Here is a 23,140-nt window from a genome sequence, read left to right as displayed (position 1 = left end):
ACCCGCACGGGGCCCGCCAGAGACAGCGAGGAGACAACAGATGAAATCCGTACTGAACCGCTTTGGCCGTACCCTGGGCGCGATCGCACTGGCCGCCTGCGCCACCGGCGCGCTGGCACAAGGCGGATACCCCAACCGCCCGATCCGCATCATCGTACCCTGGCCGGCGGGCGGCGGCGTCGATGCCGTCACCCGCACGGTGGCCGAGAAGATGACAGCCAGCCTGGGCCAGCAAGTCGTGGTCGACAACCGGCCCGGGGCAACCGGCAATATCGGCGCCGGCATGGGCGCCAAGGCGGCACCGGATGGCTACACGCTGCTGGTCGCCAGCGCACCGATGGCGATCAACGCCGGCCTGCACAAGAACCTGCCCTTCGACATGGGCAAGGACTTCGCGCCGCTGGGGCTGATGGCAAGCTCGCCGTACATGCTGGTAATCCACCCGTCCGTGGGCGGCTCTGTCAAGGACCTGGTGGCACGCGCCAAGGCGGAGCCCGGCAAGCTCAGCTATGCATCGGTCGGCCCGGGCACCCAGCAGAACGTGATCACCGAGGTGTTCAAGGAGACCGCCCATATCAATGTCGTGCACGCGCCCTACAAGGGCGGACCGCAGGCGCTGACCGACATGGTCGGAGGCCACATCCAGATGATGTTCCACGGCGTGCCGGCGGTGATGCCGTTCGTCAAGGGCGGCCAGCTCAAGGGCATCGCCGTGGCCAGCAAGCAGCGGCTGCCGTTGTTCCCGGATGTGCCGACCATGGCGGAGGCGGGCTTCCCCGGTATCGAGGCCAGCGAATGGTATGGCCTGGTGGCACCCGCCGGCACGCCGAAGGAAATCGTCGCGCTGCTCGGCAAGGAGATCGAGAAGGCCCTGAATGCGCCTGGCGTGCGCCAGCAACTCGTCAGCAGGGGTTATGAGCCCGCCAGCCAGAGTTCCCCAGACCAGTTTGCCAGCTTCATGGCGGCCGAGCAGAAGAAATGGGCGCTCGCCATCAAGCAGACCGGGTTCCGGCTGGAATAAGGCAGCACGGCCCGGCGACGCCAGGCCGCCGGCCCGCCTCCACCGACTCACTTCATCAGACTAACAACAGCGCGCGGCGGCTTCTTGCCCGCACCCGTACCGGCAACGGCCGCGCCAGGAGACAGCTTTGCCCCTCGATCCCACCACCACCATGGTGTCGCCAGTATCCACGCCCGCGCCGGCCGAGGACAACCCCAAGCCCATGTCCAAGGCTTCTGCGGTCACCGCCATCACCATCGGCGGTGCCCTGGAGTTATACGACTCGGGGGTGTACAACTTCTTCGCCACCCTGATCATTCCCCTCTATTTTCCTGTCGGCAATCCGCTCGGCCAGTTGCTACTGTCGTTCGGCACCTTTGGCGCGGGCTACCTGATGCGGCCCCTGGGCGGACTGGTGATCGGCGCATACGCCGACCGCCATGGCCGCAAGCCCGCGGTGCTGCTGTCGATGTGGCTGATGGCGTTCAGCGCCCTGATCCTCGTGGTGACGCCGACCTATGCACAGATCGGCTACCTGGCCCCGGTCCTGATGATCCTCGCACGCCTGCTGCAGGGCTTTGCGATCGGCGGTGAGATGGGCTCGGCCAGCGCCATGCTGCTGGAGTACGCGGACGAACGCTCGCGCGGCTTCTACACCAGCTGGCAGACGGCCAGCCAGGGTATTGCCGCCGTGTTCGCAGCGCTGGTGGCGCTCTCGCTCAGCCATACGCTCAGCGCCGATGCCCTCGAGCATTGGGGCTGGCGCGCTGCATTCCTGCTCGGCATCCTGGTAATCCCCATCGGCCAGCTGATCCGCCGGCGCCTGGAGGAAACGCTGGTGCCGCCGCCGCGCAAGAAGGCCGCTGCCGGCGGATGGCAGCTGATGCGCCAGCACTGGCGTGAGCTGGTGGCCAGCGTGCTCCTGATGACCGGCCTCGCCGCGGCGGTACACCTGATCGCCTACTATCTGCCGAACTACGCTACCTTCCAGCTGCATATCCCGCGCGGGGAGGCGGTCTGGGCCGGCTTCGTGGCCGCGGCCATGATGGTGGTGTTCGGTCCGATCGCCGGCTGGATGTGCGACCGCGTCGGGCGCCGCACCATGGTGTGGTGGTCGCGCGTGGTGTTGCTGCTGATGGCCTATCCAGCCTTTTTCGTGCTCAACACCTTTCCGTCATTGACTTGCCTGCTGGTGGTGGTCGGGTGCCTGGCCATCCCCATGGCCATGACTTCGCCCGCCACGCTGGTGCTGGTGAGCGAGGTATTGCCGCAGCGCCTGCGGGCCACCGGCATGTCCGTGACCTACTATGTGGCGATTGCGATATTCGGCGGCTTTGCCCAATTGTTCTCGACCGTGCTGATCCACCTGACAGGCAGCCCCAATGCGCCGGCCTTCTACCTGATCGGCTGCGGCCTGGTCTCGCTGCTCGGGTTGGCCATGGTGCCGGAGACGCTCGGCCGGCGGCTCTCGTAAGCCCAGCGCCGGCAACGAAGCATGCGGCGCAGGTCTTTTCACTGGCCGGCCTGCGCCGCAGGCGCACTTCCGCTGCCCGTGCCGGCCGGGCCGTCGTCAAGTCCAAGGTAGTCATCCACCGCACTGCCAACGGTCGGATGGAAATTCTTGTCGCCAATCGCTTCCATCAGCTCGAAGCGCTTGAGCTTGTCACGCACCGGATCCTTCATCTCGGCGAAATGCAGCGCAATGCCGCGCGCGTCCAGGGTGCGGCTCAGTTCGCGCAGCATGTCGGCCGAGGTGACATCGACACTGGTCACCGGTTCGGCCGCCACTACGACCCTGCGCACGGGTGTCGGCGATGCATCGATCGCTTCCATCAGCCGCTCCTGGAACAGTTCGGCATTGGCGAAGAACAGCGGCGCATCCCAGCGGAACAGCACCAGGCCGTCGATGCGCTGCGCATGCGGGTAGCGTTGCATGTCGTGGTAGCCGCGCAGGCCTTCGACGCGGCCGAGCACGGCATAGTGCGGCCGCCAGCCGTCCCACAGGAACTCAATAACGGCGATGACCACGGCCAGGATGATCCCCTGGATGGCCCCGAACACCGCCACCGCGGCAAAGCACACCATGGAAAGCCAGAACTCCCACTGCTGGATCCGGTAGATGCGCTTCAGGTCATTCACCTCGAACAGGCCGATGGCCGCCGCGATCACCACCGCGGCCAGCGCGCTGTTTGGCAGGTACTGCAGCAGGTTGGGCGCGAACATCAGCAGCGCCGCCACGGCCAGCGCACCCAACACGCCGGTAAGCTGGGTCTTCGCGCCCGCGGCTTCGGCCACCGGCGTACGGGACGAGCTGCTGCTGATCGGAAAGCCCTGGAAGAAGCCCGCGGCCAGGTTGGCGGCGCCCAGCCCGACCATCTCCTGGTTCGGGTCGACGCGGGTGTTGGTGCGCGCGGCAAAGGTGCGCGACAGCACGCTGGTATCCGCGAACGAGATCAGCGCAACGGCACACCCGCCCAGCAGGATCTTCACCAGGTCCGCATCGCTCACCCAGGGCACGACAAAGGCCGGCAAGCCTTGCGGGATCTGGCCCAGCACCTTCACGCCGGACTGGTCCAGGTGGAGCCCGCTGACGGCCAGCGTGGCAATGATCACCGCGATCAGGATGCCGGGAATGCGCTCGAAGCGCTTCAGGAACAGGATCAGCACCAGGCTGCCCGCGCCGACCGCAAAGCTGTACCAGTTGGTCTCGCCGGCCAGGATCGCCCGGCCGAGGCTGATTATCTCCCGCAGCGGGCCGGCGTCCTCGATCGAGATGGCGAACAGCTTGGGCAACTGGCTGACCAGCACCGCGAGCGCGATCCCGTTCATGTAGCCATAGCGGATCGGCTTGGACAGCAACTCGGTAATGAACCCCAGCCGCAACAGCCCCATCACGATGCAGACCACGCCCGAGACGATTGCCATCATGCTGGCCACCATGATGGCGCGCGCCGGATCGCCGCCGGAGACCTGCAGCACCACAGCCAGGATCGGCGCGGCCAGGGCCGAATCCGGCCCCAGCACAAGGATCCGGCTCGGGCCGAACACGGCATACACCAGCATCGGGATCATGGTGGCGTAGAGCCCGTAGACACCGGGCACGCCGGAGGCCTCCGCGTAGGCGATGCCGACCGGCACCAGCATGGTGGTCAGCACCAGCCCGCCGGCGAGGTCGTTCGGCAGCCAGCCCGGCTGGTATGACTTCAGCATCTGGACCCCGGGGAGCCAGCGCAACCACCCGGGTGCCTTGTCGGCGTCGCGCTGCGCGGCGGGAGTCAGGTTCTGAGGCTCCATGGGGGGCATCTCCTTGGCATACATCGACTATAGAGGGTGCCGCCCCGCCGGATCAAAGAAAGAAGTGGATCAGCCGGCCCTGGAACGCCCTGGTCGGGGTGCCGCGAAACCCCTCGGATGCTGCAATGCAATGCTGCCTGCTTGCCGCACCGCGCTCCCGATCTGACTACGGGGAAGAACCGCCCGGGTCATTCGCTTCTGACAATCCCGGTAATGGGACGTATGATGGTCTGGCAAGCCAGCCTGTAGTCCGACAGGGTTCCCGCGCCCAGCGGAATGCCTTTGCACCGGGGAGAGACAAGATGCCGATATCGACGAGATGCCTGGCAACCGGCCTGCTGGCCCTGGCGTGGGCCTCGCCTGCCCTGGCGCAGCCCGCACCGGCAGACGGTGCCGCCGGCGCCATATCGGAAGCGGTGCAAGGCGGGGCCAGTCCCTATCGCCCCCCGTCAGCCGCCTCGCCCGATCCTGACGATGCCGCGCGCGCCAAGTGCGAAGCCCTGAAGGAGCAATACAACGCCACCTCCAAGAAGCGCTCCTATCAATCATCCGGCCCTGCCACCCAGAACGCGCAAGGCCGCACCATCCCCAAGATCGAACGCGACAAGACGCGCAAGCAACTGCAGCAGGCGTACCGGGACAACTGCACGTAGCCGGGAATCTGTCTGCACGGCGTGGTGGAAGTGGCGGACGGTTCGCCGCGGGATGCGAATCGGAGCCTGCGCCTGCCAGCCAGCGTCAATTCTTCAGTTCAATCAGCAGATCCTTCGCCGCCACGCGATCGCCCTGCTGAACATGGACTGCGGCGATTTCGCAGTCCCGCTCCGCCGCGATATGGGTCTCCATCTTCATCGCCTCCAGCGCCAGCAGCGTCGTGCCCGCAGCCACGCGCTGCCCCGGCTGCACCGCCACCGTCACGATCGAGCCCGGCATGGGCGCAGCGACATGCAGCGGGTTGTCGGGCTCGGCAACCGGACGGCTGTGGCGCTTCGCCGCCGCTTGCGTGGTGCTGCGCTGCTCGACCAGCGTGGTGCGCGACTGCCCGTTCAGCTCGAACTGGACCTTGATGACACCCTCTTCGGCATCGGGGTGCGTGCCTTGCAGCGAGACCAGCAGGGTCTTGCCGGCGGCGATGTCGATGGCCACTTCTTCCTGCGGCTGCAAGCCGTACAGGTATGCCGGCGTGGGTACCACCGAGGTGTCGCTGTAGTTGCGCACATGCGCGTGGTACTCGCCGGCCTGCTTCGGGTACATCAGGTACGAAGCCAGCTGGCGGTCGTCGAGCGGCTGTTCGCACGCTGCTTCACCCGCGGCGCGCGCCGCGTCGAGGTCGACCGGCGGGATCTGGTCGCCGGGCCGGTACGGCGCTGGCGGCTCGCCGCGCAGCACCTTGCGCGACAGTGCCGCGGGGAAGCCGTCGGGCGGAAAGCCCAGTTCGCCCTTGAACAGCGACACCACCGATTCAGGGAAGGCGGTTTCCTTGGCCGGATCGCACACGTCGGCGGCGCTCAGGTCGTTGGCCACCATCATCAATGCCAGGTCGCCGACTACCTTGGACGTCGGCGTCACCTTGACGATGTCGCCGAACATCTGGTTGACCTCGGCATAGGCACGCGACACCTCGGTCCAGCGATGCTCGATGCCGAGCGAGCGCGCCTGCTCGCGCAGGTTGGTGTACTGGCCGCCGGGCATCTCGTGGCGGTACACGTCGGCGGTGCCGGCGCGGATTTCGGATTCGAACGGCGCGTAGAAGCGGCGCACCCCTTCCCAGTACATCGACGCTTCGTGCAGGCGCTCCAGGCTGAGGCCGGGATCGCGCTCGCTGCCGGCCAGGGCCGCGGCGATGCTCGACAGGTTGGGTTGCGAGGTCAGCCCGCTCATGGCGTCGAGCGCGCCGTCGACCGCATCGCAGCCGGCCTCGATCGCGGCCAGCGCCGAAGCGGCCGAGATGCCGCTGGTGTCGTGGGTATGGAAATGCACCGGCAGCCCGGTCTCTTCCTTGAGCGCCCTGACCAGTGCCGCCGCGGCCTGCGGACGGCAGATGCCTGCCATGTCCTTGATGCCCAGCACATGCACGCCGGCCTGCTTCAGCTCGCGCGCGATGCCGACGTAGTACTTCAGGTCGTATTTGGCGCGCGACTTGTCGAACAGGTCGCCGGTATAGCAGATCGCGCCTTCGCACAGCGCGCCGCTCTCGCCGACGGCGTCGATCGCGACCCGCATGTTGCGCACCCAGTTCAGTGAATCGAACACGCGGAACACATCCACGCCGGCGCTGGCCGCCTGGCGCACGAAGAAGCGCACCACGTTGTCGGCATAATTGGTGTAGCCGACCGCGTTGGAGCCGCGCAGCAGCATCTGGAACAGCACGTTGGGCACGCGCTCGCGCAGTTGCTCAAGGCGCTGCCACGGGTCTTCCTTGAGGAAGCGCAGCGCCACGTCGAAGGTGGCGCCACCCCAGCACTCCAGCGAAAACAGCTGCGACAGTTCGCGCGCATAGAACGGCGCGATCGGCAGCATGTCGGCGGTGCGCATGCGCGTGGCGAACAGCGACTGGTGCGCGTCGCGCATGGTGGTGTCAGTCAGCAGCACCTGCTTCTGCTCCAGCATCCAGCGCGAGAACTTCTCCGCGCCCAGCTCGCGCAGCCGATCGCGCGTACCGTAGGGCAGCGCACCGCTGGTGTCGAAGGCGGGCAGGACCGGTGTGGGCAGCGGCAGCGATGGCAGCGTGCGGCCGCTCATCTCCGGGTGCCCGTTGACGCTGACCTCGCCCAGGTAACGCAGCAGCTTGGTGGCGCGGTCCAGGCGCTTGGTGAAGGCCAGCAGTTCCGGCGTCAGGTCGATAAAGCGCGTGGTGACATCGCCGGACCGGAACGCGGGATGGTTGATGACGTTCTCGAGGAACTGCAGGTTGGACGCGACGCCGCGAATGCGGAACTCGCGCAGCGCACGGTCCATGCGCCGGATCGATTCGGGCGCGGTCGGCGCCCAGGTGGTGACCTTGACCAGCAGCGAATCGTAGTACGGCGTGATCACCGCGCCGCCGTAGGCAGTGCCGGCGTCCAGGCGCACGCCGAAGCCGGCCGCGCTGCGGTAGGCGGTGAGGCGGCCATAGTCCGGCAGGAAGCCGTTCTCCGGGTCCTCGGTGGTGATCCGGCATTGCAGCGCGTGACCGTTGAGCGAAATCGCTTCCTGCACCGGCACGCCCGCGGCGCGCACGACGATCTCGCCGTTTTCATTGCGCGTGTTCTCGGTCATGCCGATATGGCCGCCCTCCGTCACGCGGATCTGCGCCTTGACGATATCGATCCCAGTGACCATCTCCGTGACCGTGTGTTCGACCTGGATGCGCGGATTGACCTCGATGAAGTAGAACTGGCCGGAATCGGCATCCATCAGGAATTCGACCGTACCGGCATGGGTGTAGCCGACCGCGCGCATCAGCCGCAGGGCCGATTCGCACAGCGCGGCCCGGCCGGCATCGTCGAGATACGGCGCGGGCGCCCGCTCCACCACCTTCTGGTTGCGCCGCTGCACGGTACAGTCGCGCTCATAGAGATGCACGAGGTTGCCGTGCGTGTCGCCGAGCACCTGCACTTCGACATGGCGCGCGTTGCGCACCAGCTTTTCGACATAGACCTCGTCATTGCCGAACGCAGCCAGCGCCTCGCGCCGCGCCGCGGCGAGCGCCCCCTCAAGGTCCTGCTCGCTTTCCAGGACCCGCATGCCGCGTCCGCCGCCGCCCCAGCTTGCCTTGAGCATCAGCGGATAGCCGACGCCGGCGGCCAGGCGCTTGCACGTATCCAGGTCATGCGGCAGCGGATCAGTTGCCGGCATTACCGGCACGCCCGCCTCGATCGCCGCGTTGCGCGCCGCCACCTTGTTGCCAAGCTTGCGCATGACCTCGGGCGACGGGCCGATCCAGCGGATTCCCGCGTCGATCACGGCCTGCGCGAAGTCCGGGTTTTCCGAGAGGAAGCCATAGCCCGGATGAATGGCGTCGACCTTTGCCTGCCTGGCAATGCGCAGGATATCGTCGATGTCGAGGTAAGCCGCCAGCGGCTTCTTGCCTTCGCCGACCAGGTAGCTCTCATCGGACTTGAAGCGATGGAGCGCGAGGCGGTCTTCCTTCGAATAGATCGCCACCGTGCGCACATTCATCTCGGCGGCGGCGCGCATCACGCGGATCGCGATCTCGGAACGGTTGGCAATCAGCAGGGAACGGATAGGAGCGTAGTCCATGGGGCGCAGGGAAACGAACCAGCCGTGCGCAACCGCCACGGCAGGGTCAGGTGATCAGGGATGCAGCACGGGCGCAAGGCTTGCCCGGGCCGCTAGTCGTAATGGGCAAATGGGGCGTGCGAGTCCATCCAGTCATAGTGCGCCGATGCAGCGGCCCATGCCCAGTTGGCTCGCTTTGGCGACGGCTGGTCCCGATCGCCATGCTCGCTTCGATTCTGGCCGGCAAGCGGCTGATCGCCATCTCCGGCAAGCTCGCGGCTGTGCCCGCGGGCTCCGTTTCTTCCGTAGTACATCGTGGTGCCTTCCTCTTCAAGACCAGGTTCGCCTGCCCGCGACGCAGCGCGATGGCCAGGGCGACGGCAGGTTTGCAGGCGCGATGAAATACGCGCCCATCCCGGCCTGCTGCCGCAAGAAGCGGGCCACGGCCGATTCAGGCACCATCCCTTTGATTTAGTGGAGGATTTTCTTCCGAGGCCAGCCTATCGGATTTCAGAAATGAAATTTTTCATTTCATCGATGCCGCGGCCAATGCGCGATGCAGCACCTATGCCTCGCGGCAACCGATAGTGCCAGCGTGGGCAACGTGGCCAGGCTGACGACACCCGCCCGGCCACGAATGCCAGGCCTTCAGCAGGCCGCGGGCTGGGGCGAAGCCAGTGCGCAGTATGCGGGGGCGCCGACCTTGGCCATGCGGGCGCAGTACGCGGGATCGTCCGCCTTGGCCATGCGTGCGCAGTACGCCGGTTCCTCCGCCTTGGCCATGCGTGCGCAGTACGCCGGTTCTTCCGCCTTGGCCATCCGTGCACAGTACGCGGGCTCCTCCGCCTTCGCCATGCGTGCGCAGTACGCGGCCTCGTCAGCTGCTGCCCGGGCACAATATGCGGCAGACGTCAGCGGGCTGCCGAATTCGCGCATGCTCAGCGCATCGCTCGCCGCGGCCATTTGCAGGAGGCGGGCCTCATCCTCCGGGCCGTCGATGCCAACGTAGGGGTCGTGGTGAAGGACATAGCCGAAGATGCGCTCGCAATCGCTGGCATAGCGCCTGGTGTCCAGGATGTGGGCATGCCAGAAGGCATCCACCTGCTCGCTGGGGACAGCGGGCGTGTCCGGATGCTTCGCCGCCAGCTTGAGGAATTGCCGGTAGCCGCTCTCCGCCTGCTCCAGCGATTCTGGCGACCAGTGCGCATACTTCTGGTGCAGCAGCTTGGCCTTCATCCTGGAAAAGTCCAGGGCGTCGATGGCCTGCCACATGATTTCAATAGTACGGACCTGCATGATTCATGCTCCCATTTTTATTTGACTGCCTTTTATTGGACTTGCATAAGCGCGCGCCGGATTGCCGGCAGTCAGGCGCGCAGCGGTTGCGGCCCGTGCTCGATAGCGGGGCCGTTCTCCATGCGGCTGGCGAGGAAGGCAGTGATCTTCGCCGGCGGCAGCGGATGGCTGAAGTAGTAGCCCTGCACCTCGTCGCAGCCTTCGCGGCGCAGGAATTCGAGTTGCACCTCGTTCTCCACGCCTTCGGCGACCACTTCCAGGCCGAGCCGGTGGCCGAGCCCGATCACCGCGCTGGTAATCTGCGTGTCGCTGCGGCTTTCCGGTACGTAGCGGACGAAGCTACGGTCGATCTTGACCGTATCGATCGGGAAGCGGCTCAGGTAGGCAAGTGAGGAATAGCCGGTGCCGAAGTCGTCGATCGCCAGTCGAACGCCGGTGCGCTTCAGGCGCGAGAGCCAGCTGGAAGCCTGTTCGGCATCGCGCATGATCATGCTTTCGGTGAGTTCCAGCTCCAGCAGGTTGCCAGGCAAGGCCGCTTGCCGCAGGGCATCGATAATGGTCAGCCTGAGCGACTTGTCGGCAAACTGCCGTGCCGAAAGATTGACTGAAACACGCACCGGCGGCAGCCCCTGCGCGCGCCATGCGGCATTCTGCCGGCACGCTTCGCGCAGCGCCCAGGCGCCGATCTCGACAATGGCGCCGCTCTGCTCCGCGAAGGGAATGAAATCTCCGGGCATGACCAGGCCCAGTTCCGGGTGGCGCCAGCGGATCAGTGCCTCGACCGCCGTGCACGCTCCCGACGCGAGCGCAATGCGCGGCTGGTAGTAGAGGATGAATTCGTTCTGCTCGAGCGCGCGGTGCAGGTGCGTCTCCATGTCGATGCGCCGCTGCAGGGACGCGCTCATGCCCCGGCAGTAGAACTGGTAGCCGTTCTTGCCGAGCTGCTTGGCACCGTACATGGCCAGGTCGGCATGCTTGAGCAGGGTCTGCCAGTCGCTGCCGTCCTCGGGGAAGGAGCTGATGCCGATGCTTGCCGTCATGCGCAGCTCCGACTCGTTGACGACGAAGCCTGGCGCGAGCGCAGCCTGGATCCTGGCGATGGTCCGCTCCAGGAGCGTCGAATCGCCCTTGGGGTCCAGCAGCACGACGAATTCATCGCCGCCGAAGCGGGTGATCAGCTCCACCTCCTCCAGACTCCCGCGCAACCGGTCGGCCATCTCGCGCAGCACGATGTCGCCGGCGTTGTGGCCGATCGTGTCGTTCACGACTTTGAACTCGTCCAGGTCCACGAAAATGACATGCAGCGCCTGGTCGCTGGCGCGGGCACGTGTCAGCGCCTGCTCGAACTCGGCCTTGAACATGAGGCGGTTGGGCAGGCCGGTGAGGGCATCGTGATTGGCGAGGAAGCGCAGGTTCTCCTCGGCCTGGCGCCGCAGCAGGAAGTGCCCGGTCTGATTGGCAATGCCGCCCGCCATCGCGAGCGCATGCGTATCGGGGCTGCGCTTGCTGCGGGAATAGAGTTCGACCACGCCGAGCGTCACGTGCCCCCTGCTCAGCGGGAAGGCGAACACCGTCCGGATGCCGCCCGCGTCGAGCCACCTGGCTTGCGAATGCCGGGCCATCGCGCTCCGGCTTGCATACCATTGCGGCGCCTGCAAGACCGCAGCGCCGGCCGGCCCTGCGGGGCGCTCGGCGAACCAGGGCTGCAGCACCTTGACGCGGGCCAGGTAGACCGGTGGCAGCTTCAGCCCCTGGCTGTCATCGCCCGGCCAGAAGGCACCCGCCTCCCAGTCCATGCCTTCGAGCAGCGTGTGGACAATCTCCTCCAGCACCTCGGTTTCGCTGGTGGCGGTGGCCAGGTGCAGGGCAATCTGGTGTTCCTGCATCCTGGCCTGCTCGGCGGACTTGCGCTGGCTGATGTCCTGCGCGGTGCCCCGCAGCACGGCGCTGTCCGCCGCCCCATGCGCGTGGCCGATCAGGTGCAGCCAGCCCCGCCGCCCGCGCCGCGAACGGTAGGGGCACTCGAACTCGAACGGCTGGCGATCCTGCAGGGCTACCCGCATCCTTTCCTGCAGCACGGCGCGATGGCCGGCGTCGATCGCCTGGAACAGCGCTTCCGGAGTCGGTTTGTCGCCGCGCAAGCCCAGCAGGCGCGCCATTTCCCGGGAAAAATGCGCGATGTCCTTGTCCAGGTCGATGCGCCAGTCGCCCAGGCGGGCAATCTGCTGCGCCTCGGCCAGCGCGGCCTGGCTGTCGCGCAGGCTGTGCGTCATCTGGTCGGCCACGGCCACGGCGCGCGCCCGCGAACTCGAAAGCGCATAGGCCAGCCACCCCAGCAGCACGCTGATGATCAGGCCGGAAATCACCACCAGCGCCGGCAGGTAGCGCTGGGGACCACTGATGGCCTTGGCATCGGCAGCAAACGCGATTACCCAGCGCCGTCCGCCGAAATTCCGCACCACGCTCTTGACCAGATCATGCTGGGCCGGGGCCGCCTGGCCGTCCGCCAGTGCCGTCGCGCCACGCGCGGCACTGGCGTGGACGGCGCTGCCGCCGGCGCCCCGGCTGCGCTCCCCGACCGCCAGGCCGGTCAGGCTGTCATAGAGCAGGTTGGCGGCGGAGGACGGGACCGCCGCCTCCGCGAAGTCTCCGGCGTCATGCACGCGGAACCGGATCCGGCGCAGGTTCTCATTGCTGACCAGGTCCTTCAGCAGGTCATCCACCCGGATCCCCGCGCCAACCGAGCCGACATAGGCGCGTCGGCGCGCTTCCACGGAATCCAGGTCGGGCACCTTGCGGTACACCGGCAGGCGCAGGGCGATGCCCACATGCGGGTTCTTTGCCTCGCTGAAGATCAGGCGCCCGCTGCTGACTGACTCCCCGGTATCGCGCGCGCGTTCAAGCGCAGCCAGGCGCCGTGGCTCGGCGCCCATGTCGATGCCGATCGACGCCAGGTTGATGTCGAGCGGCTCGACATAGGTCAGCACGAAATGGCCCGGCCGCCGGCCGGGGGGCCGCACGTTAAACGTCACGCCCGCCTCGCGCAGGATCGGATCGCTGCGCTGCCGGGCGACAAAGGCGTCGATCTCGGCCGCCGGCACGTACGGCGCGTAGTTCAGCGTCTGGAAACCGGGATAGCGCTGCGGCAGGTTCAAGCCGCTGACGAAATCGCGAAACTCGCCGCGCGAGACATGGTCGCTGGCGCCGAACAGCGCCTGCATGGTCACGAGTACATCGGTATAGAGGCGGATCCGTGTATCGATCTGCTGGATCACATCGCCAGTATCGTTCTCAAATCGCAGGCGGACGTCCTTTTCCAGCAGGTCGGTGCAGAACGCATAGACGACAGCCGTCGTCATCACGCCAAGCAGCAAGGTGCCCGCGGTGATGGTGCGCGACCCAAGGCGTCCAAGCGGGCGCAGCGCGCGCGCAAGCGTCTGGCGCAAGATTGTTTCCCCCCGGATGTCGATGGCAGCCATGCGGCTGAGCGGCCGTCACCAACGACTGATGCTAATAGTGCACTTATTGGCTGGGGTTCTATTCGGAATCCAGCCTCTTATATGTATTAACAATCTATAACAAGCGGGGAAAAACGGGCCCTGATTATCGCCGCGTAAACACCCAACTTAAGTGGGGTGGCAGTTTAGGGGGGACAGTGGCCTGGCAGAAGCTAGCCGCAAGCGTAAATACTGACTCCGTTCGCGAGTTATCCAGGCACGCGCTGGCCGTGGGCTTCGAAATCAGATCAACGGCTTTAACGGGAGCATCTGCAGAAACTGGCGCTCTTTCGTCGCCAGATTGCGATATGGACTTCGAGGGTGGAATCGTTGGCGCCGCTCTACGCAACGGCACGAGCAGCAGCCGAGAAGTGGCGGGTGTCTGCTCGCACAGCAGGAATCCGGACCCGCAAAAAACAAAACCCCGGAAGACCGCGATCTTCCGGGGTTCGCCGCCATTTCTGGCGGAGACGGAGGGATTCGAACCCTCGATCCAGGTTTTGGCCCGGATGCTCCCTTAGCAGGGGAGTGCCTTCGACCTCTCGGCCACGTCTCCCAAACTTGCGTTGTGTGAGGGAGCCACACAACGAAGCGCGTATTCTAGCGGCGCCGCACGTGTTGGTCAACGAAAAATCGATCACTCAACACAAAAACCGCGGTCCCGCCAGAAGTGTTCACGAACGGATCACGCCTGTTCCAGTTCGAAGGCCTTGTGCAGCGCGCGCACGGCCAGTTCCATGTACTTCTCGTCGATCAGCACCGAGATCTTGATTTCCGAGGTGGAGATCATCTGGATGTTGATGCCCTCTTCCGACAGGGTGCGGAACATCTTGCTGGCGATGCCCACGTGCGAGCGCATGCCCACGCCCACCACCGATACCTTCGACACCTTCGGGTCGCCCGACACGCTGCCGGCGCCGATGTGCGACTTCACGCCGTCGTTCAGGATGGCCAGCGCGCGCTGGTACTCGCCGCGCGGCACGGTGAAGGTGAAGTCGGTCTTGCCGTCGACGGACTGGTTCTGGATGATCATGTCGACGTCGATGTTGGCGTCGGCGACCGGGCCCAGGATCTGGTAGGCGATGCCCGGCTTGTCCGGCACGCCCAGAACGGTGATCTTGGCTTCGTCACGGGCAAAGGCGATGCCGGAGATGACGGCTGCTTCCATGGTGGAGTCTTCCTCAAAAGTGATCAGCGTGCCCGAGTGCATTTCCTGCTCGAGCGGCATAAGCGGGTCGGTCAGCGACGACAGCACGCGGGTCTTCACGCGGTACTTGCCGGCGAACTCCACGGAGCGGATCTGCAGCACCTTGGAGCCGAGGCTGGCCATTTCCAGCATTTCTTCGAAGGTGATCTGGTCCAGGCGGCGGGCGTCTTCGACCACGCGCGGGTCGGTGGTGTACACGCCGTCGACGTCGGTGTAGATCAGGCACTCGTCGGCCTCGATGGCGGCGGCGATGGCCACGGCCGAGGTGTCCGAGCCGCCACGGCCCAGCGTGGTGATGTTGCCGTCGTCGTCGATGCCCTGGAAGCCGGTGATCACGACCACGCGGCCGGCGTCGAGGTCGGCCAGGATGCGCTCGTCGTCGATCGATTCGATACGGGCCTTGGTATAGGCCGAGTCGGTCTTCACCGGCACTTGCCAGCCGGTGTAGCTGACCGCGTCGATGTCTTCGCCGTGCAGCGCGATGGCCAGCAGTGCCACGCTGGCCTGTTCGCCAGTCGAGGCGAGCATGTCCAGTTCACGCGGATTGGGCTGCGGCGAAATTTCCTTGGCGAGTCCCAGCAGGCGATTGGTCTCGCCCGACATGGCCGAAGGCACCACGACTACGCGGTGACCGGCGCGGTGCCACTTGGCCACGCGCTTGGCGACATTCTTGATGCGTTCCGTGGAACCCATCGAAGTGCCGCCGTATTTGTGAACGATGAGAGCCATCTTCTTGTCGACGCCAGCGATTATGCAAAGCCCTTGAAAATACACGAACAAGCCCCGTGAGGCAAGGCGGGAGCGGGGTTCGGGCTGCAGATCGGAAGTGATGCCGGCGGCGATCCGGGAGCTTCAGTGCGTCGGCATCGCCACTGCCGGCGGCCGCGGATGCCATTCGACGCACCAGCGCGGCGCTGCCGGGGCGTCCGGCCAGCGGCGGTGCATGCCCAGGCCGGCGGCCAGCACCAGCGTATCGCCAGACCACAGCAACGGCAGCCAGGCGCGGCGCCAGGCCGGGATGCCGGCTTCCTGGCAGGCCTGCTTCAGGGCCCGGGCCGGGCCGCCCGGACGCAGCACGATACGCTCGCCGCCGCTGCGGGCGGCCAGGCGCAAGGGCTGGCGCAGCACCGCTTCGGGCACGCCGAAGGTGTCATCGCGGAAGAAATGGAGTTCGCCGCGCCAGGCTGGCACGACGATGCGGACCTCGCCGCGCCAGTCCAGCGTCACGGGTGCCGGCGCAGCGATCGGTGGCGGCGTGCAGGCCAGCACGCGGTCGCGGAAACGGCGCAGGACCAGCCCCTCATGCGCGATCGCGGGCTCGCCGCCAGCGTGGGTGACCAGTTGCTCGCGCATAGCCGCCAGCCGAGCGGTGGACGGCGCGCGCACGCCGAGGTCGCGCAGCCAGAAGCGCAGCACGGCATCGGCATGTGCCACGGGCAAGGCGCGCAGCCCTGCCAGGTCGAGTTCGGAAAGCGTGTCGGCATCGCGGCCGGGGCGCGCCAGCGCCGCCAGCGAGGCGGCTGCCAGTTCGTCGATCAGTGCGCCTGCCTGGGCGAAATGCGCGGCTGCCTGCACCACATTGGCCGACAACGCCGGAAAGGCCGCCACCAGCGCCGGCAGGTGCGCGCGCAAGGCATTGCGCGCATAGCGCTCATCAGCATTGGACGGGTCGTCGACCCACTGCAGTGCGTTGGCCGCGCAATAGGCCTCGATCTCGGCGCGGGCCACATCCAGCCAGGGGCGCAGCAGCATCACGCCGCTGCGCTCGTCCAGCGGGCGCAGCGCTGGCATGCCAGCCATGCCGGCCACTCCAGCGCCGCGGAACAGCCGCAGCAGCACGGTCTCGACCTGGTCGTCCTGGTGGTGGGCAAACAGCAGCAGGCGCGCGCCGCTGTCGGCGCACATCGCCGCCAGCGCGGCATAGCGCGCGCGGCGCGCAGCCGCTTCCACGCCCTCTCCCGCTTCGGGCTGCACCGATACGCGCCGCACGAAATAGCCGACCTGCCACTGCGCGCACAGCGCGGCGCAGAAGCGGTCCCAGTCGTCGGCATCCGCCTGCAGGCCGTGGTGGACATGCAGCGCCACCACGCGCGCGCCAACGCCCCACTCCGCCGCGGCCGCGCGGGCGGCATGCAGCAGCGCGACCGAATCGCGACCGCCCGACAGGGCCACGGCGATCGTCGCCGCGCCCGTGCCGCCGCCAGAAACAACAAAGGCCGCACCGGCCTGTAGGGCCTGTGCGACCTTGTCGGTCAGCCGGGCGGACGGTTCAGTCCTGGGTGCCGGTTTCCTTGAACTTGCCATAGGCGAGCAGGCGCTCGTAGCGGCGGGCCTGCAGCTCCTTCACGCTCATGCCCTGGAACTGGCGCAGCGACTCGGCCAGCGAGCGCTTGAGCATCGCCGCCATGCCCTTGTAGTCACGGTGCGCGCCGCCCAGCGGCTCGCTCACGATCTTGTCGATCAGGCCCAGCGCCTTCAGGCGGTGCGCGGTCAGGCCCAGCGCCTCGGCGGCTTCCGGTGCCTTCTCGGCCGTCTTCCACAGGATCGAGGCGCAGCCTTCGGGCGAAATCACCGCGTAGGTGGCGAACTGCAGCATCTGCACCACGTCGCCCACGGCAATCGCCAGCGCGCCGCCCGAACCGCCTTCACCGATGATGGTGGCGATCAGGGGCACCTTCAGGCCGGCCATCACGTACAGGTTGTGGCCGATAGCCTCTGACTGGCCTCGCTCTTCGGCATCGATGCCGGGGAATGCGCCCGGGGTGTCGACGAAGGTGAAGATCGGCAGGCCGAACTTGTCCGCCAGCTCCATCAGGCGCTTCGCCTTGCGGTAGCCCTCGGGCTTGGGCATGCCGAAATTGCGCATGGCGCGCTCTTTCGTGTCACGGCCCTTCTGGTGGCCGATGACCATGCACGCCTGGCCGTTGAAGCGCGCCAGGCCGCCGATGATCGAAAGATCGTCGGCAAAGGTGCGGTCGCCGTGCAGCTCGTGGAAATCGGTAAAGATCTCGCGCACGTAGTCCAGCGTATAGGGACGCTGGGGGTGGCGGGCAATTTGCGCAACCTGCCACGGGGTCAGGTTGGCGTAGATGTCTTTGGTCAGCTGCTGGCTCTTGCCGGCCAGCCGCGAAATCTCTTCGGAAATATCAACAGCCGAATCGTCCTGCACAAAGCGCAGTTCTTCGATCTTTGCCTCAAGTTCGGCAATGGGCTGCTCAAAATCCAGGAAGGTGGTTTTCATAAAATCACACGTACCTGTCTGTGAAGGGGCGCATTCTACCGGAATTTGGTCGCTATCTTAGCGCCTGCCAGATAGCCCGGACTGCACCTGCCACTAAATTTTCTTTCTGCGATGCCTAATACGTCACTGGCAACGGGTCGAGACTGCGCCACATATACCACGTCGCCACAGTTCGCCACGGCTCCCAGTTGGCCGCGACTTCGCGCGCCTCGCTGCGGGTGACGGGTTCGCCGCTGAAATAGTTGGCGGAGATTGCGTTGATCAGGCCGATATCGTCCAGCGGCAGCACGTTGGGCCGCATCAGGTTGAACATCAGGAACATCTCCGCGGTCCAGCGGCCGATGCCGCGGATCTGCGTCAACTCCGCGATCACGGCTTCGTCGTCCATCTGCGCCCATTCGGCGACATGCACCATGCCCGCCTTGAAGTGGTCGGCCAGGTCGATCAGGTATTCCCCCTTGCGCTTGGACAGGCCGCAGCCTGCCAGCTTCTCGGGACCGGCGCGCAGGAACTGGGCCGGGGTGAGCTTGGGGCAGAGCGTATGCAGCCGCTCCCACACCGACTGCGCCGCCTTGACCGAGATCTGCTGGCCCACCACCGCGCGCGCCAGCGTGACGAACGGATCGCCACGCGACACCAGGTGCGCCGGGCCGTAGGTCGGGATCATCTTGCGCAGTATGCGGTCACGCTTCATCAGGTCGGCGCAGGCTTCGTCCCAGTAGGCGGGGCGCACCGCATCGATGACGGTTTCGACCGGCAGCGGTACCGCATCCGCCTCGGGCAGCACGGCCTTGGCGTTGCGCGTGCCCCTGGCCGCGTCCTTGCCATCCGGCAGCGGCGCCTCGCTGGCGCCAGCCTTGCCCGGGCGCGGACCGGCCGCCTTCGCCCGGCCCCTCGTAGCGGGAGACGTGGCCGGCGGCGTGGCGGTGGCGGGCTTGCGCGCGGCAGCGTTCAAGCACGCCTCCACTCGGTGGCACCGCCCGGCTTGTCTTCCAGCACGATGCCCGCTTCCAGCAGTTGCGCGCGGATGCGGTCCGCTTCGGCAAAGTTGCGCTCCAGCTTGGCGGTCTTGCGCGCGGCGATCAAGGTCTCGATCTGTTCCGGCGAGATGCCGTCGTCGGACCTGCCGCCTTGCAGGAAGGTATGCGGATCGCGCTCGAGCAGGCCCAGCGTGCCCGCCAGCGCCTTGAGCTGGCGCGCAGCCGCGGTCGAGCCGGTGCGGTTGATCTCGCTGGCCAGGTCGAACAGCACCGACATCGCGATCGGCGTGTTGAAGTCGTCGCCCATGGCCTCGGCAAAGCGCCTGGCGTGCGGCTCGTCCCAGTCCACCGCGCAGCCGCCCGGCTGGCTGTCCTTGAGTGCCGTGTACAGGCGTGTCAGGGCGTGGCGCGCATCGTCCAGGTGCGCGTCGCTGTAGTTCAGTGGGCTGCGGTAGTGCGCGCGCAAGATAAAGAAGCGCACGACCTCAGCGTCGTACGACTTCAGGACCTCGCGGATGGTGAAGAAATTGCCAAGCGACTTGGACATTTTTTCGTCGTTGATGCGCACGAATCCGTTGTGCATCCACATATTGACGAAGGGCTTGCCGCTGGCGCCTTCAGACTGCGCAATCTCGTTCTCGTGGTGCGGGAACTGCAGGTCAGCCCCGCCGCCATGGATGTCGAAATGCTCGCCCAGCAGCGTGCAGCTCATGGCGGAGCATTCAATGTGCCAGCCCGGGCGGCCGGCGCCCCACTTCGAGTCCCACTTGCTCTCGGGCGGCTCGCTGGCCTTGGCGGACTTCCACAGCACGAAGTCGAGCGGGTCCTGCTTGGCGTCGTTGGCGCTGACACGCTCGCCGGCGCGCAGGTCTTCCAGCGACTTGCCCGAGAGCTTGCCGTAGCCGTCGAACTTGCGCACCGAATAGTTCACGTCGCCGTCGCTGGCCTGGTAGGCCAGGCCCCTGGCTTCCAGCTTGCCGATCATGTCGAGCATCTGCGGCACGTAGTCGGTGGCGCGCGGCTCGTGGTCAGGGCGGATCACGCCCAGCGCGGCGGCATCCTCATGCATGTACTGGATAAAGCGCGTGGTCAGCTCGCCGATGGTCTCGCCGTTCTCGGCCGCGCGGCGGATGATCTTGTCGTCGATGTCGGTGATGTTCTGCACATACGTCACCTCGTAGCCGGCGGCACGCAGCCAGCGGTGCACCATGTCGAACACCACCATCACGCGAGCGTGGCCAACGTGGCAATAGTCGTACACCGTCATGCCGCACACATACATGCGGACCTTGCCGGGTTCGATTGGCACGAATGGCTGTTTCTCACGCGCGAGCGTGTTGTAGATGTTCAGAAGCTGCATGAAACGAAGTGAGTGGTGAGAGGAGACTGCCGGGGTTCGCACAGCAGGCAGCGCGGGCCGTGGCGCCGGTTGCCCGGCGCCTGGCAGGCCGCCGGCGGCAACGCGGCCACTGGCGCAATTCCGTCGCGCCCCATATCTTACCGGAAGGCGGTGCGCAGGTTGCCTCCGGCACCGCGCTGCCAGGCCGCGCCAGATGCCGCGCCTGCCGCCCCGATGGCATCGCCCTTCGTGCCGGACTTGCCGCTTTGCTAGAATGCCGCGGAGTATAACGGACCTGTCCTCAATGAGCCTGCCGCTGCCCTCCCCGTGTTCTGCCATGTTCGCCGCCCCCGCGCGCCGACGCGGCCATCGCGCCGTACTGCCCCTGCTGGCCCTTGCCGCCGCGCTGGCGGCCCCTGCCTACGCGCAGAACGGCCCGCTGTCGCTGGCCGCGCCGACAGCGCCGGCCGGTGGCATCCAGTCGACCGATCCTGGCATGAGCGAGGCCCAGCAGGCCGCCAACGCGCGCCGCTACGACGAAGCCATCAAGGGCTTTGACCGCGTGCTGGCCGCCAACCCGCGCAATGCGCAGGCACGCTTCCAGCGCGCCTGGGCCCTGGCCCAGTCCGGCCGCGAGGACGCCGCCATCCAGGCCTTTGCCGAAATGGCGCAGGACTTCCCGGAACTGCCCGAGCCCCACAACAACCTGGCGCTGCTCTACGCCAAGCGCGGCGACCTGAAGCGCGCCGAGGCCGAGTTGCTGCTGGCCACCGAAGTCAAGCCGGGCTTCGCCATTGGCTACACCAACCTGGGCGACGTCTACCGCCGCCTGGCCGAGCAGGCCTACACCGAAGCGCTGCGCCGCAATCCGGGCGATGCCCGCGCCAGCACCGGCCTGCGCCAGCTGAACCCTGATGCCGCGTCGCCGGCGGCGCCCGCCGGCACTGGCCGCAAGGCGACGCCAGCGCAGCGCCAGGCACCTGCCAGCGCCCCTGCGGCCAACTGACGGCCACCCATTCCAAGGTCCGGGCGCGGCGCGCCCGGACCATGTGCATCCAGACTTACCGGAGTTCCTTCATGATCCGTTCCCGTCGCATCGTCCTGGCCGGCCTGACCGCAGGCGCCCTGGCACTGTCCTCGTTCAGCGCGCTGGCGCAGCAAAAGGCCGCCGAACGCGTCCAGTTCGTCACCAGTGCCGGCAAGTTCACCATCGAGCTCTACCCCGAGGCCGCGCCGAAGACCGTCGCGAACTTCCTGGAATATGTGAAGAGCGGCTTCTACAGTGGCACCATCTTCCATCGCGTGATCAATGGCTTCATGGTGCAGGGCGGCGGTTTTGACCGCGACATGAAGGAAAAGCCCACCCGTGCGCCGATCCCGCTGGAAGCCCGTAGCGGCCTGAAGAACAAGGCCGGCACGGTGGCCATGGCACGCACCAGCGACCCCAACTCGGCCACCGCGCAGTTCTTCGTCAATGTGGTGGATAATTCGAATCTCGACTACCCGCAGCCGGACGGCAACGGCTACGCCGTCTTCGGCAAGGTGGTGGAAGGCATGGAGACGATCGACAAGATCAAGAGCGTGCCGACCACGGCCTACGGCCCCATGCGCAATGTGCCGGCCGCGCCGATCGTGATCGAGTCGGCCACCGTCGTCAAATAATTACCGAACAGAGGAAATCCCATGTCCAAGGTCCAGCTCCACACCAACCAGGGTGTCATCACCATTGAACTCGACGCCGAAAAGGCCCCGAAGTCGGTCGAGAACTTCCTGTCGTACGTGCGCAAGGGCCACTACGACAACACCATCTTCCACCGCGTGATCAAGAACTTCATGGTCCAGGGCGGCGGCTTCGAGCCCGGCATGAAGCAAAAGGGCACCGACGCCCCGATCGAGAACGAAGCCGGCAACGGCCTGAAGAATGACCGCTACACCGTGGCCATGGCGCGCACCAACGCCCCGCACTCGGCCACCGCGCAGTTCTTCATCAACGTGGTCGACAACGACTTCCTGAACTTCTCCTCGCCCACGCCGCAGGGCTTCGGCTATGCCGTGTTCGGCAAGGTGGTGGAAGGCACCGACGTGGTCGACCAGATCAAGGGCGTGCGCACCGGCAGCTCGGGCTTCCACCAGGACGTGCCGCTGGAAGACGTGGTGATCGAGAAGGCCGTCATCGTCGAGTAAGCCGATGCCTGCCGATTGCGGTTCCGTGCGCATCCACGTGCCGGCATTCCCCTTCCGACACCGCGCATGACCGCAATCCCCCACACGCCGGTGGCCGGTCCCTTCGAGGCACAGGCGCCGGCGTGGTTCATTTCAGACCTGCACCTGACGCCCGGCATGCCCCGCACGCTGGCGGCCTTCGAGCGCACGCTCGAGCGCGCCGCGCAGCACGCGCGCACGCTGTTCATCCTGGGCGACTTCTTTGAATTCTGGATCGGCGACGAAGAAACCGACTCGCCCTTCGCGCAGCGCGTGACCGGCGCCCTGCGCGCACTGGCCGCGCGCGGCGTGGCCGTGTATCTGATGCACGGCAACCGGGACTTCCTGCTGGGCAAGCGTTTCGCCAGCGCGGCCGGTGCCAGCCTGCTGCCCGACCCCACCGTGATCCACTGTGCCGGCCAGCGCGTGGTGCTGAGCCACGGCGACATGCTGTGCATCGACGACGAACGCTATAACCGCTTCCGCCGCTGGACCCGCAAGGGCTGGGTGCAACGCGTGTTCCTGGCACTGCCGCTTAGCGCGCGTCTGTCGATCGCCCGCAAGCTGCGGGCAGACAGTGAAGGCAACCGCGCCAGGCAGTTGAGCGCGGGTGCGCCCGTGCCGGTGATCTATGGTGATGTGGCGCCCGCCGCCGCGGCCGAGTTGCTCGGCGCCGCCGGTGCGTCGCTGCTGGTGCATGGACACACGCACCGCCCGGCACGGCATGAAGAAGCCGCCGGCGTGCGCTGGGTGCTCACTGACTGGGACCTGGACGGCGCCCATCCGCGCGCCGCGGTGCTGCAACTGGATCGCGACGGCTTCCGCCTGTTGCCGCAGACGGACTGAGCGACAGCGCCGGCCCG

Annotated in this window: 17 protein-coding genes and 1 tRNA gene; 8 read left to right on the top strand and 10 right to left on the bottom strand. The window is 66.6% G+C overall.

Annotation, left to right across the window (positions count from 1 at the left end; genetic code table 11):
• Positions 1–40 precede the first annotated feature (40 nt).
• Positions 41–1,021, top strand: coding sequence for a tripartite tricarboxylate transporter substrate binding protein (locus tag CNE_RS06030; protein WP_013956243.1), 981 nt, complete (start codon positions 41–43; stop codon positions 1,019–1,021).
• Positions 1,022–1,148: 127 nt separating this feature from the next.
• Entirely contained in the window at positions 1,149–2,474 is a 1,326-nt protein-coding gene (locus tag CNE_RS06025; RefSeq protein ID WP_013956242.1) for an MFS transporter, read from the top strand.
• A gap of 38 nt (positions 2,475–2,512) precedes the next feature.
• Here the strand turns inward: CNE_RS06025 and CNE_RS06020 are convergent, their stop codons facing one another.
• The gene (locus CNE_RS06020) at positions 2,513–4,294 is read right to left on the bottom strand and encodes a SulP family inorganic anion transporter (protein ID WP_013956241.1); all 1,782 of its coding nucleotides are present in this window, start codon (positions 4,292–4,294) and stop codon (positions 2,513–2,515) included.
• 302 nt (positions 4,295–4,596) lie between these two features.
• Between CNE_RS06020 and CNE_RS06015 the strand changes: the two genes are divergently transcribed.
• Positions 4,597–4,947 carry a hypothetical protein gene (locus CNE_RS06015; RefSeq protein WP_013956240.1) on the top strand — a complete coding sequence of 117 codons (351 nt, stop codon included), beginning with the start codon at positions 4,597–4,599 and terminating at the stop codon, positions 4,945–4,947.
• An 85-nt stretch (positions 4,948–5,032) separates the two neighbouring features.
• On the opposite strand, the gene CNE_RS06010 is transcribed toward CNE_RS06015, so the two are convergent.
• On the bottom strand, positions 5,033–8,536 hold the full coding sequence (locus CNE_RS06010; protein WP_013956239.1) for a pyruvate carboxylase: 3,504 nt from the start codon (positions 8,534–8,536) through the stop codon (positions 5,033–5,035).
• Positions 8,537–8,736: 200 nt separating this feature from the next.
• On the opposite strand from CNE_RS06010, the gene CNE_RS41500 reads away from it, so the two are divergent.
• Positions 8,737–8,916, top strand: coding sequence for a hypothetical protein (locus CNE_RS41500; protein ID WP_013956238.1), 180 nt, complete (start codon positions 8,737–8,739; stop codon positions 8,914–8,916).
• Positions 8,917–9,163: 247 nt separating this feature from the next.
• Here the strand turns inward: CNE_RS41500 and CNE_RS06000 are convergent, their stop codons facing one another.
• The 8 genes from CNE_RS06000 to cysS form a co-directional block, all read right to left on the bottom strand.
• Positions 9,164–9,811: a glycine-rich domain-containing protein gene (locus tag CNE_RS06000; RefSeq protein WP_013956237.1), complete on the bottom strand. Its 648-nt coding sequence runs from the start codon at positions 9,809–9,811 to the stop codon at positions 9,164–9,166.
• A 71-nt stretch (positions 9,812–9,882) separates the two neighbouring features.
• Complete coding sequence (locus tag CNE_RS05995) at positions 9,883–13,290, bottom strand: bifunctional diguanylate cyclase/phosphodiesterase (protein ID WP_013956236.1); 3,408 nt, start codon at positions 13,288–13,290, stop codon at positions 9,883–9,885.
• A gap of 480 nt (positions 13,291–13,770) precedes the next feature.
• Positions 13,771–13,864: transfer RNA gene (locus CNE_RS05990), tRNA-Ser, on the bottom strand.
• Positions 13,865–13,993: 129 nt separating this feature from the next.
• Positions 13,994–15,244: an aspartate kinase gene (locus CNE_RS05985; RefSeq protein WP_010808959.1), complete on the bottom strand. Its 1,251-nt coding sequence runs from the start codon at positions 15,242–15,244 to the stop codon at positions 13,994–13,996.
• A gap of 123 nt (positions 15,245–15,367) precedes the next feature.
• A complete protein-coding gene (gene tilS, locus CNE_RS05980) occupies positions 15,368–16,819 on the bottom strand; it encodes a tRNA lysidine(34) synthetase TilS (RefSeq protein WP_404997183.1) in 1,452 nt (483 codons plus the stop codon).
• The gene (locus CNE_RS05975; protein ID WP_010808961.1) at positions 16,785–17,756 is read right to left on the bottom strand and encodes an acetyl-CoA carboxylase carboxyltransferase subunit alpha; all 972 of its coding nucleotides are present in this window, start codon (positions 17,754–17,756) and stop codon (positions 16,785–16,787) included. Before CNE_RS05975 ends, tilS begins: the two co-directional genes overlap by 35 nt.
• A 115-nt stretch (positions 17,757–17,871) precedes the next feature.
• The gene (locus CNE_RS05970) at positions 17,872–18,711 is read right to left on the bottom strand and encodes a DNA-3-methyladenine glycosylase family protein (RefSeq protein ID WP_013956234.1); all 840 of its coding nucleotides are present in this window, start codon (positions 18,709–18,711) and stop codon (positions 17,872–17,874) included.
• Positions 18,708–20,096, bottom strand: coding sequence for a cysteine--tRNA ligase (gene cysS / locus CNE_RS05965; RefSeq protein WP_013956233.1), 1,389 nt, complete (start codon positions 20,094–20,096; stop codon positions 18,708–18,710). Before cysS ends, CNE_RS05970 begins: the two co-directional genes overlap by 4 nt.
• A 283-nt stretch (positions 20,097–20,379) precedes the next feature.
• On the opposite strand from cysS, the gene CNE_RS05960 reads away from it, so the two are divergent.
• The 4 genes from CNE_RS05960 (at position 20,380) to CNE_RS05945 (ending at position 23,123) form a co-directional block, all read left to right on the top strand.
• The gene (locus CNE_RS05960; protein WP_013956232.1) at positions 20,380–21,081 is read left to right on the top strand and encodes a tetratricopeptide repeat protein; all 702 of its coding nucleotides are present in this window, start codon (positions 20,380–20,382) and stop codon (positions 21,079–21,081) included.
• A 71-nt stretch (positions 21,082–21,152) separates the two neighbouring features.
• Complete coding sequence (locus CNE_RS05955; protein WP_013956231.1) at positions 21,153–21,737, top strand: peptidylprolyl isomerase; 585 nt, start codon at positions 21,153–21,155, stop codon at positions 21,735–21,737.
• 21 nt (positions 21,738–21,758) lie between these two features.
• Positions 21,759–22,259, top strand: a complete 501-nt coding sequence (locus tag CNE_RS05950; RefSeq protein WP_013956230.1) for a peptidylprolyl isomerase — start codon at positions 21,759–21,761, stop codon at positions 22,257–22,259.
• Between the two features lie 66 nt (positions 22,260–22,325).
• Entirely contained in the window at positions 22,326–23,123 is a 798-nt protein-coding gene (locus CNE_RS05945; protein WP_013956229.1) for a UDP-2,3-diacylglucosamine diphosphatase, read from the top strand.
• Positions 23,124–23,140: the final 17 nt, after the last annotated feature.

The sequence above is a fragment of the Cupriavidus necator N-1 genome, assembly GCF_000219215.1.
Taxonomy (GTDB): domain Bacteria; phylum Pseudomonadota; class Gammaproteobacteria; order Burkholderiales; family Burkholderiaceae; genus Cupriavidus; species Cupriavidus necator.
The sequence above is the reverse complement of the archived record's forward strand: the minus strand, read 5'-3'. Positions and strand labels throughout refer to the sequence as shown.

Excerpts from the sequence above, each read along its gene's own strand:
- CNE_RS06030 (WP_013956243.1), top strand. The coding sequence starts at position 41 with ATGAAATCCGTACTGAACCGCTTTGGCCGTACCCTGGGCGCGATCGCA.
- CNE_RS06020 (WP_013956241.1), bottom strand. The coding sequence starts at position 4,294 with ATGGAGCCTCAGAACCTGACTCCCGCCGCGCAGCGCGACGCCGACAAG.
- CNE_RS06015 (WP_013956240.1), top strand. The coding sequence starts at position 4,597 with ATGCCGATATCGACGAGATGCCTGGCAACCGGCCTGCTGGCCCTGGCG.
- CNE_RS06010 (WP_013956239.1), bottom strand. The coding sequence starts at position 8,536 with ATGGACTACGCTCCTATCCGTTCCCTGCTGATTGCCAACCGTTCCGAG.
- CNE_RS41500 (WP_013956238.1), top strand. The coding sequence starts at position 8,737 with ATGCTCGCTTCGATTCTGGCCGGCAAGCGGCTGATCGCCATCTCCGGC.
- CNE_RS06000 (WP_013956237.1), bottom strand. The coding sequence starts at position 9,811 with ATGCAGGTCCGTACTATTGAAATCATGTGGCAGGCCATCGACGCCCTG.
- CNE_RS05995 (WP_013956236.1), bottom strand. The coding sequence starts at position 13,290 with ATGGCTGCCATCGACATCCGGGGGGAAACAATCTTGCGCCAGACGCTT.
- CNE_RS05985 (WP_010808959.1), bottom strand. The coding sequence starts at position 15,244 with ATGGCTCTCATCGTTCACAAATACGGCGGCACTTCGATGGGTTCCACG.
- tilS (WP_404997183.1), bottom strand. The coding sequence starts at position 16,819 with ATGGCAAGTTCAAGGAAACCGGCACCCAGGACTGAACCGTCCGCCCGG.
- CNE_RS05975 (WP_010808961.1), bottom strand. The coding sequence starts at position 17,756 with ATGAAAACCACCTTCCTGGATTTTGAGCAGCCCATTGCCGAACTTGAG.
- cysS (WP_013956233.1), bottom strand. The coding sequence starts at position 20,096 with ATGCAGCTTCTGAACATCTACAACACGCTCGCGCGTGAGAAACAGCCA.
- CNE_RS05960 (WP_013956232.1), top strand. The coding sequence starts at position 20,380 with ATGAGCCTGCCGCTGCCCTCCCCGTGTTCTGCCATGTTCGCCGCCCCC.
- CNE_RS05955 (WP_013956231.1), top strand. The coding sequence starts at position 21,153 with ATGATCCGTTCCCGTCGCATCGTCCTGGCCGGCCTGACCGCAGGCGCC.
- CNE_RS05950 (WP_013956230.1), top strand. The coding sequence starts at position 21,759 with ATGTCCAAGGTCCAGCTCCACACCAACCAGGGTGTCATCACCATTGAA.
- CNE_RS05945 (WP_013956229.1), top strand. The coding sequence starts at position 22,326 with ATGACCGCAATCCCCCACACGCCGGTGGCCGGTCCCTTCGAGGCACAG.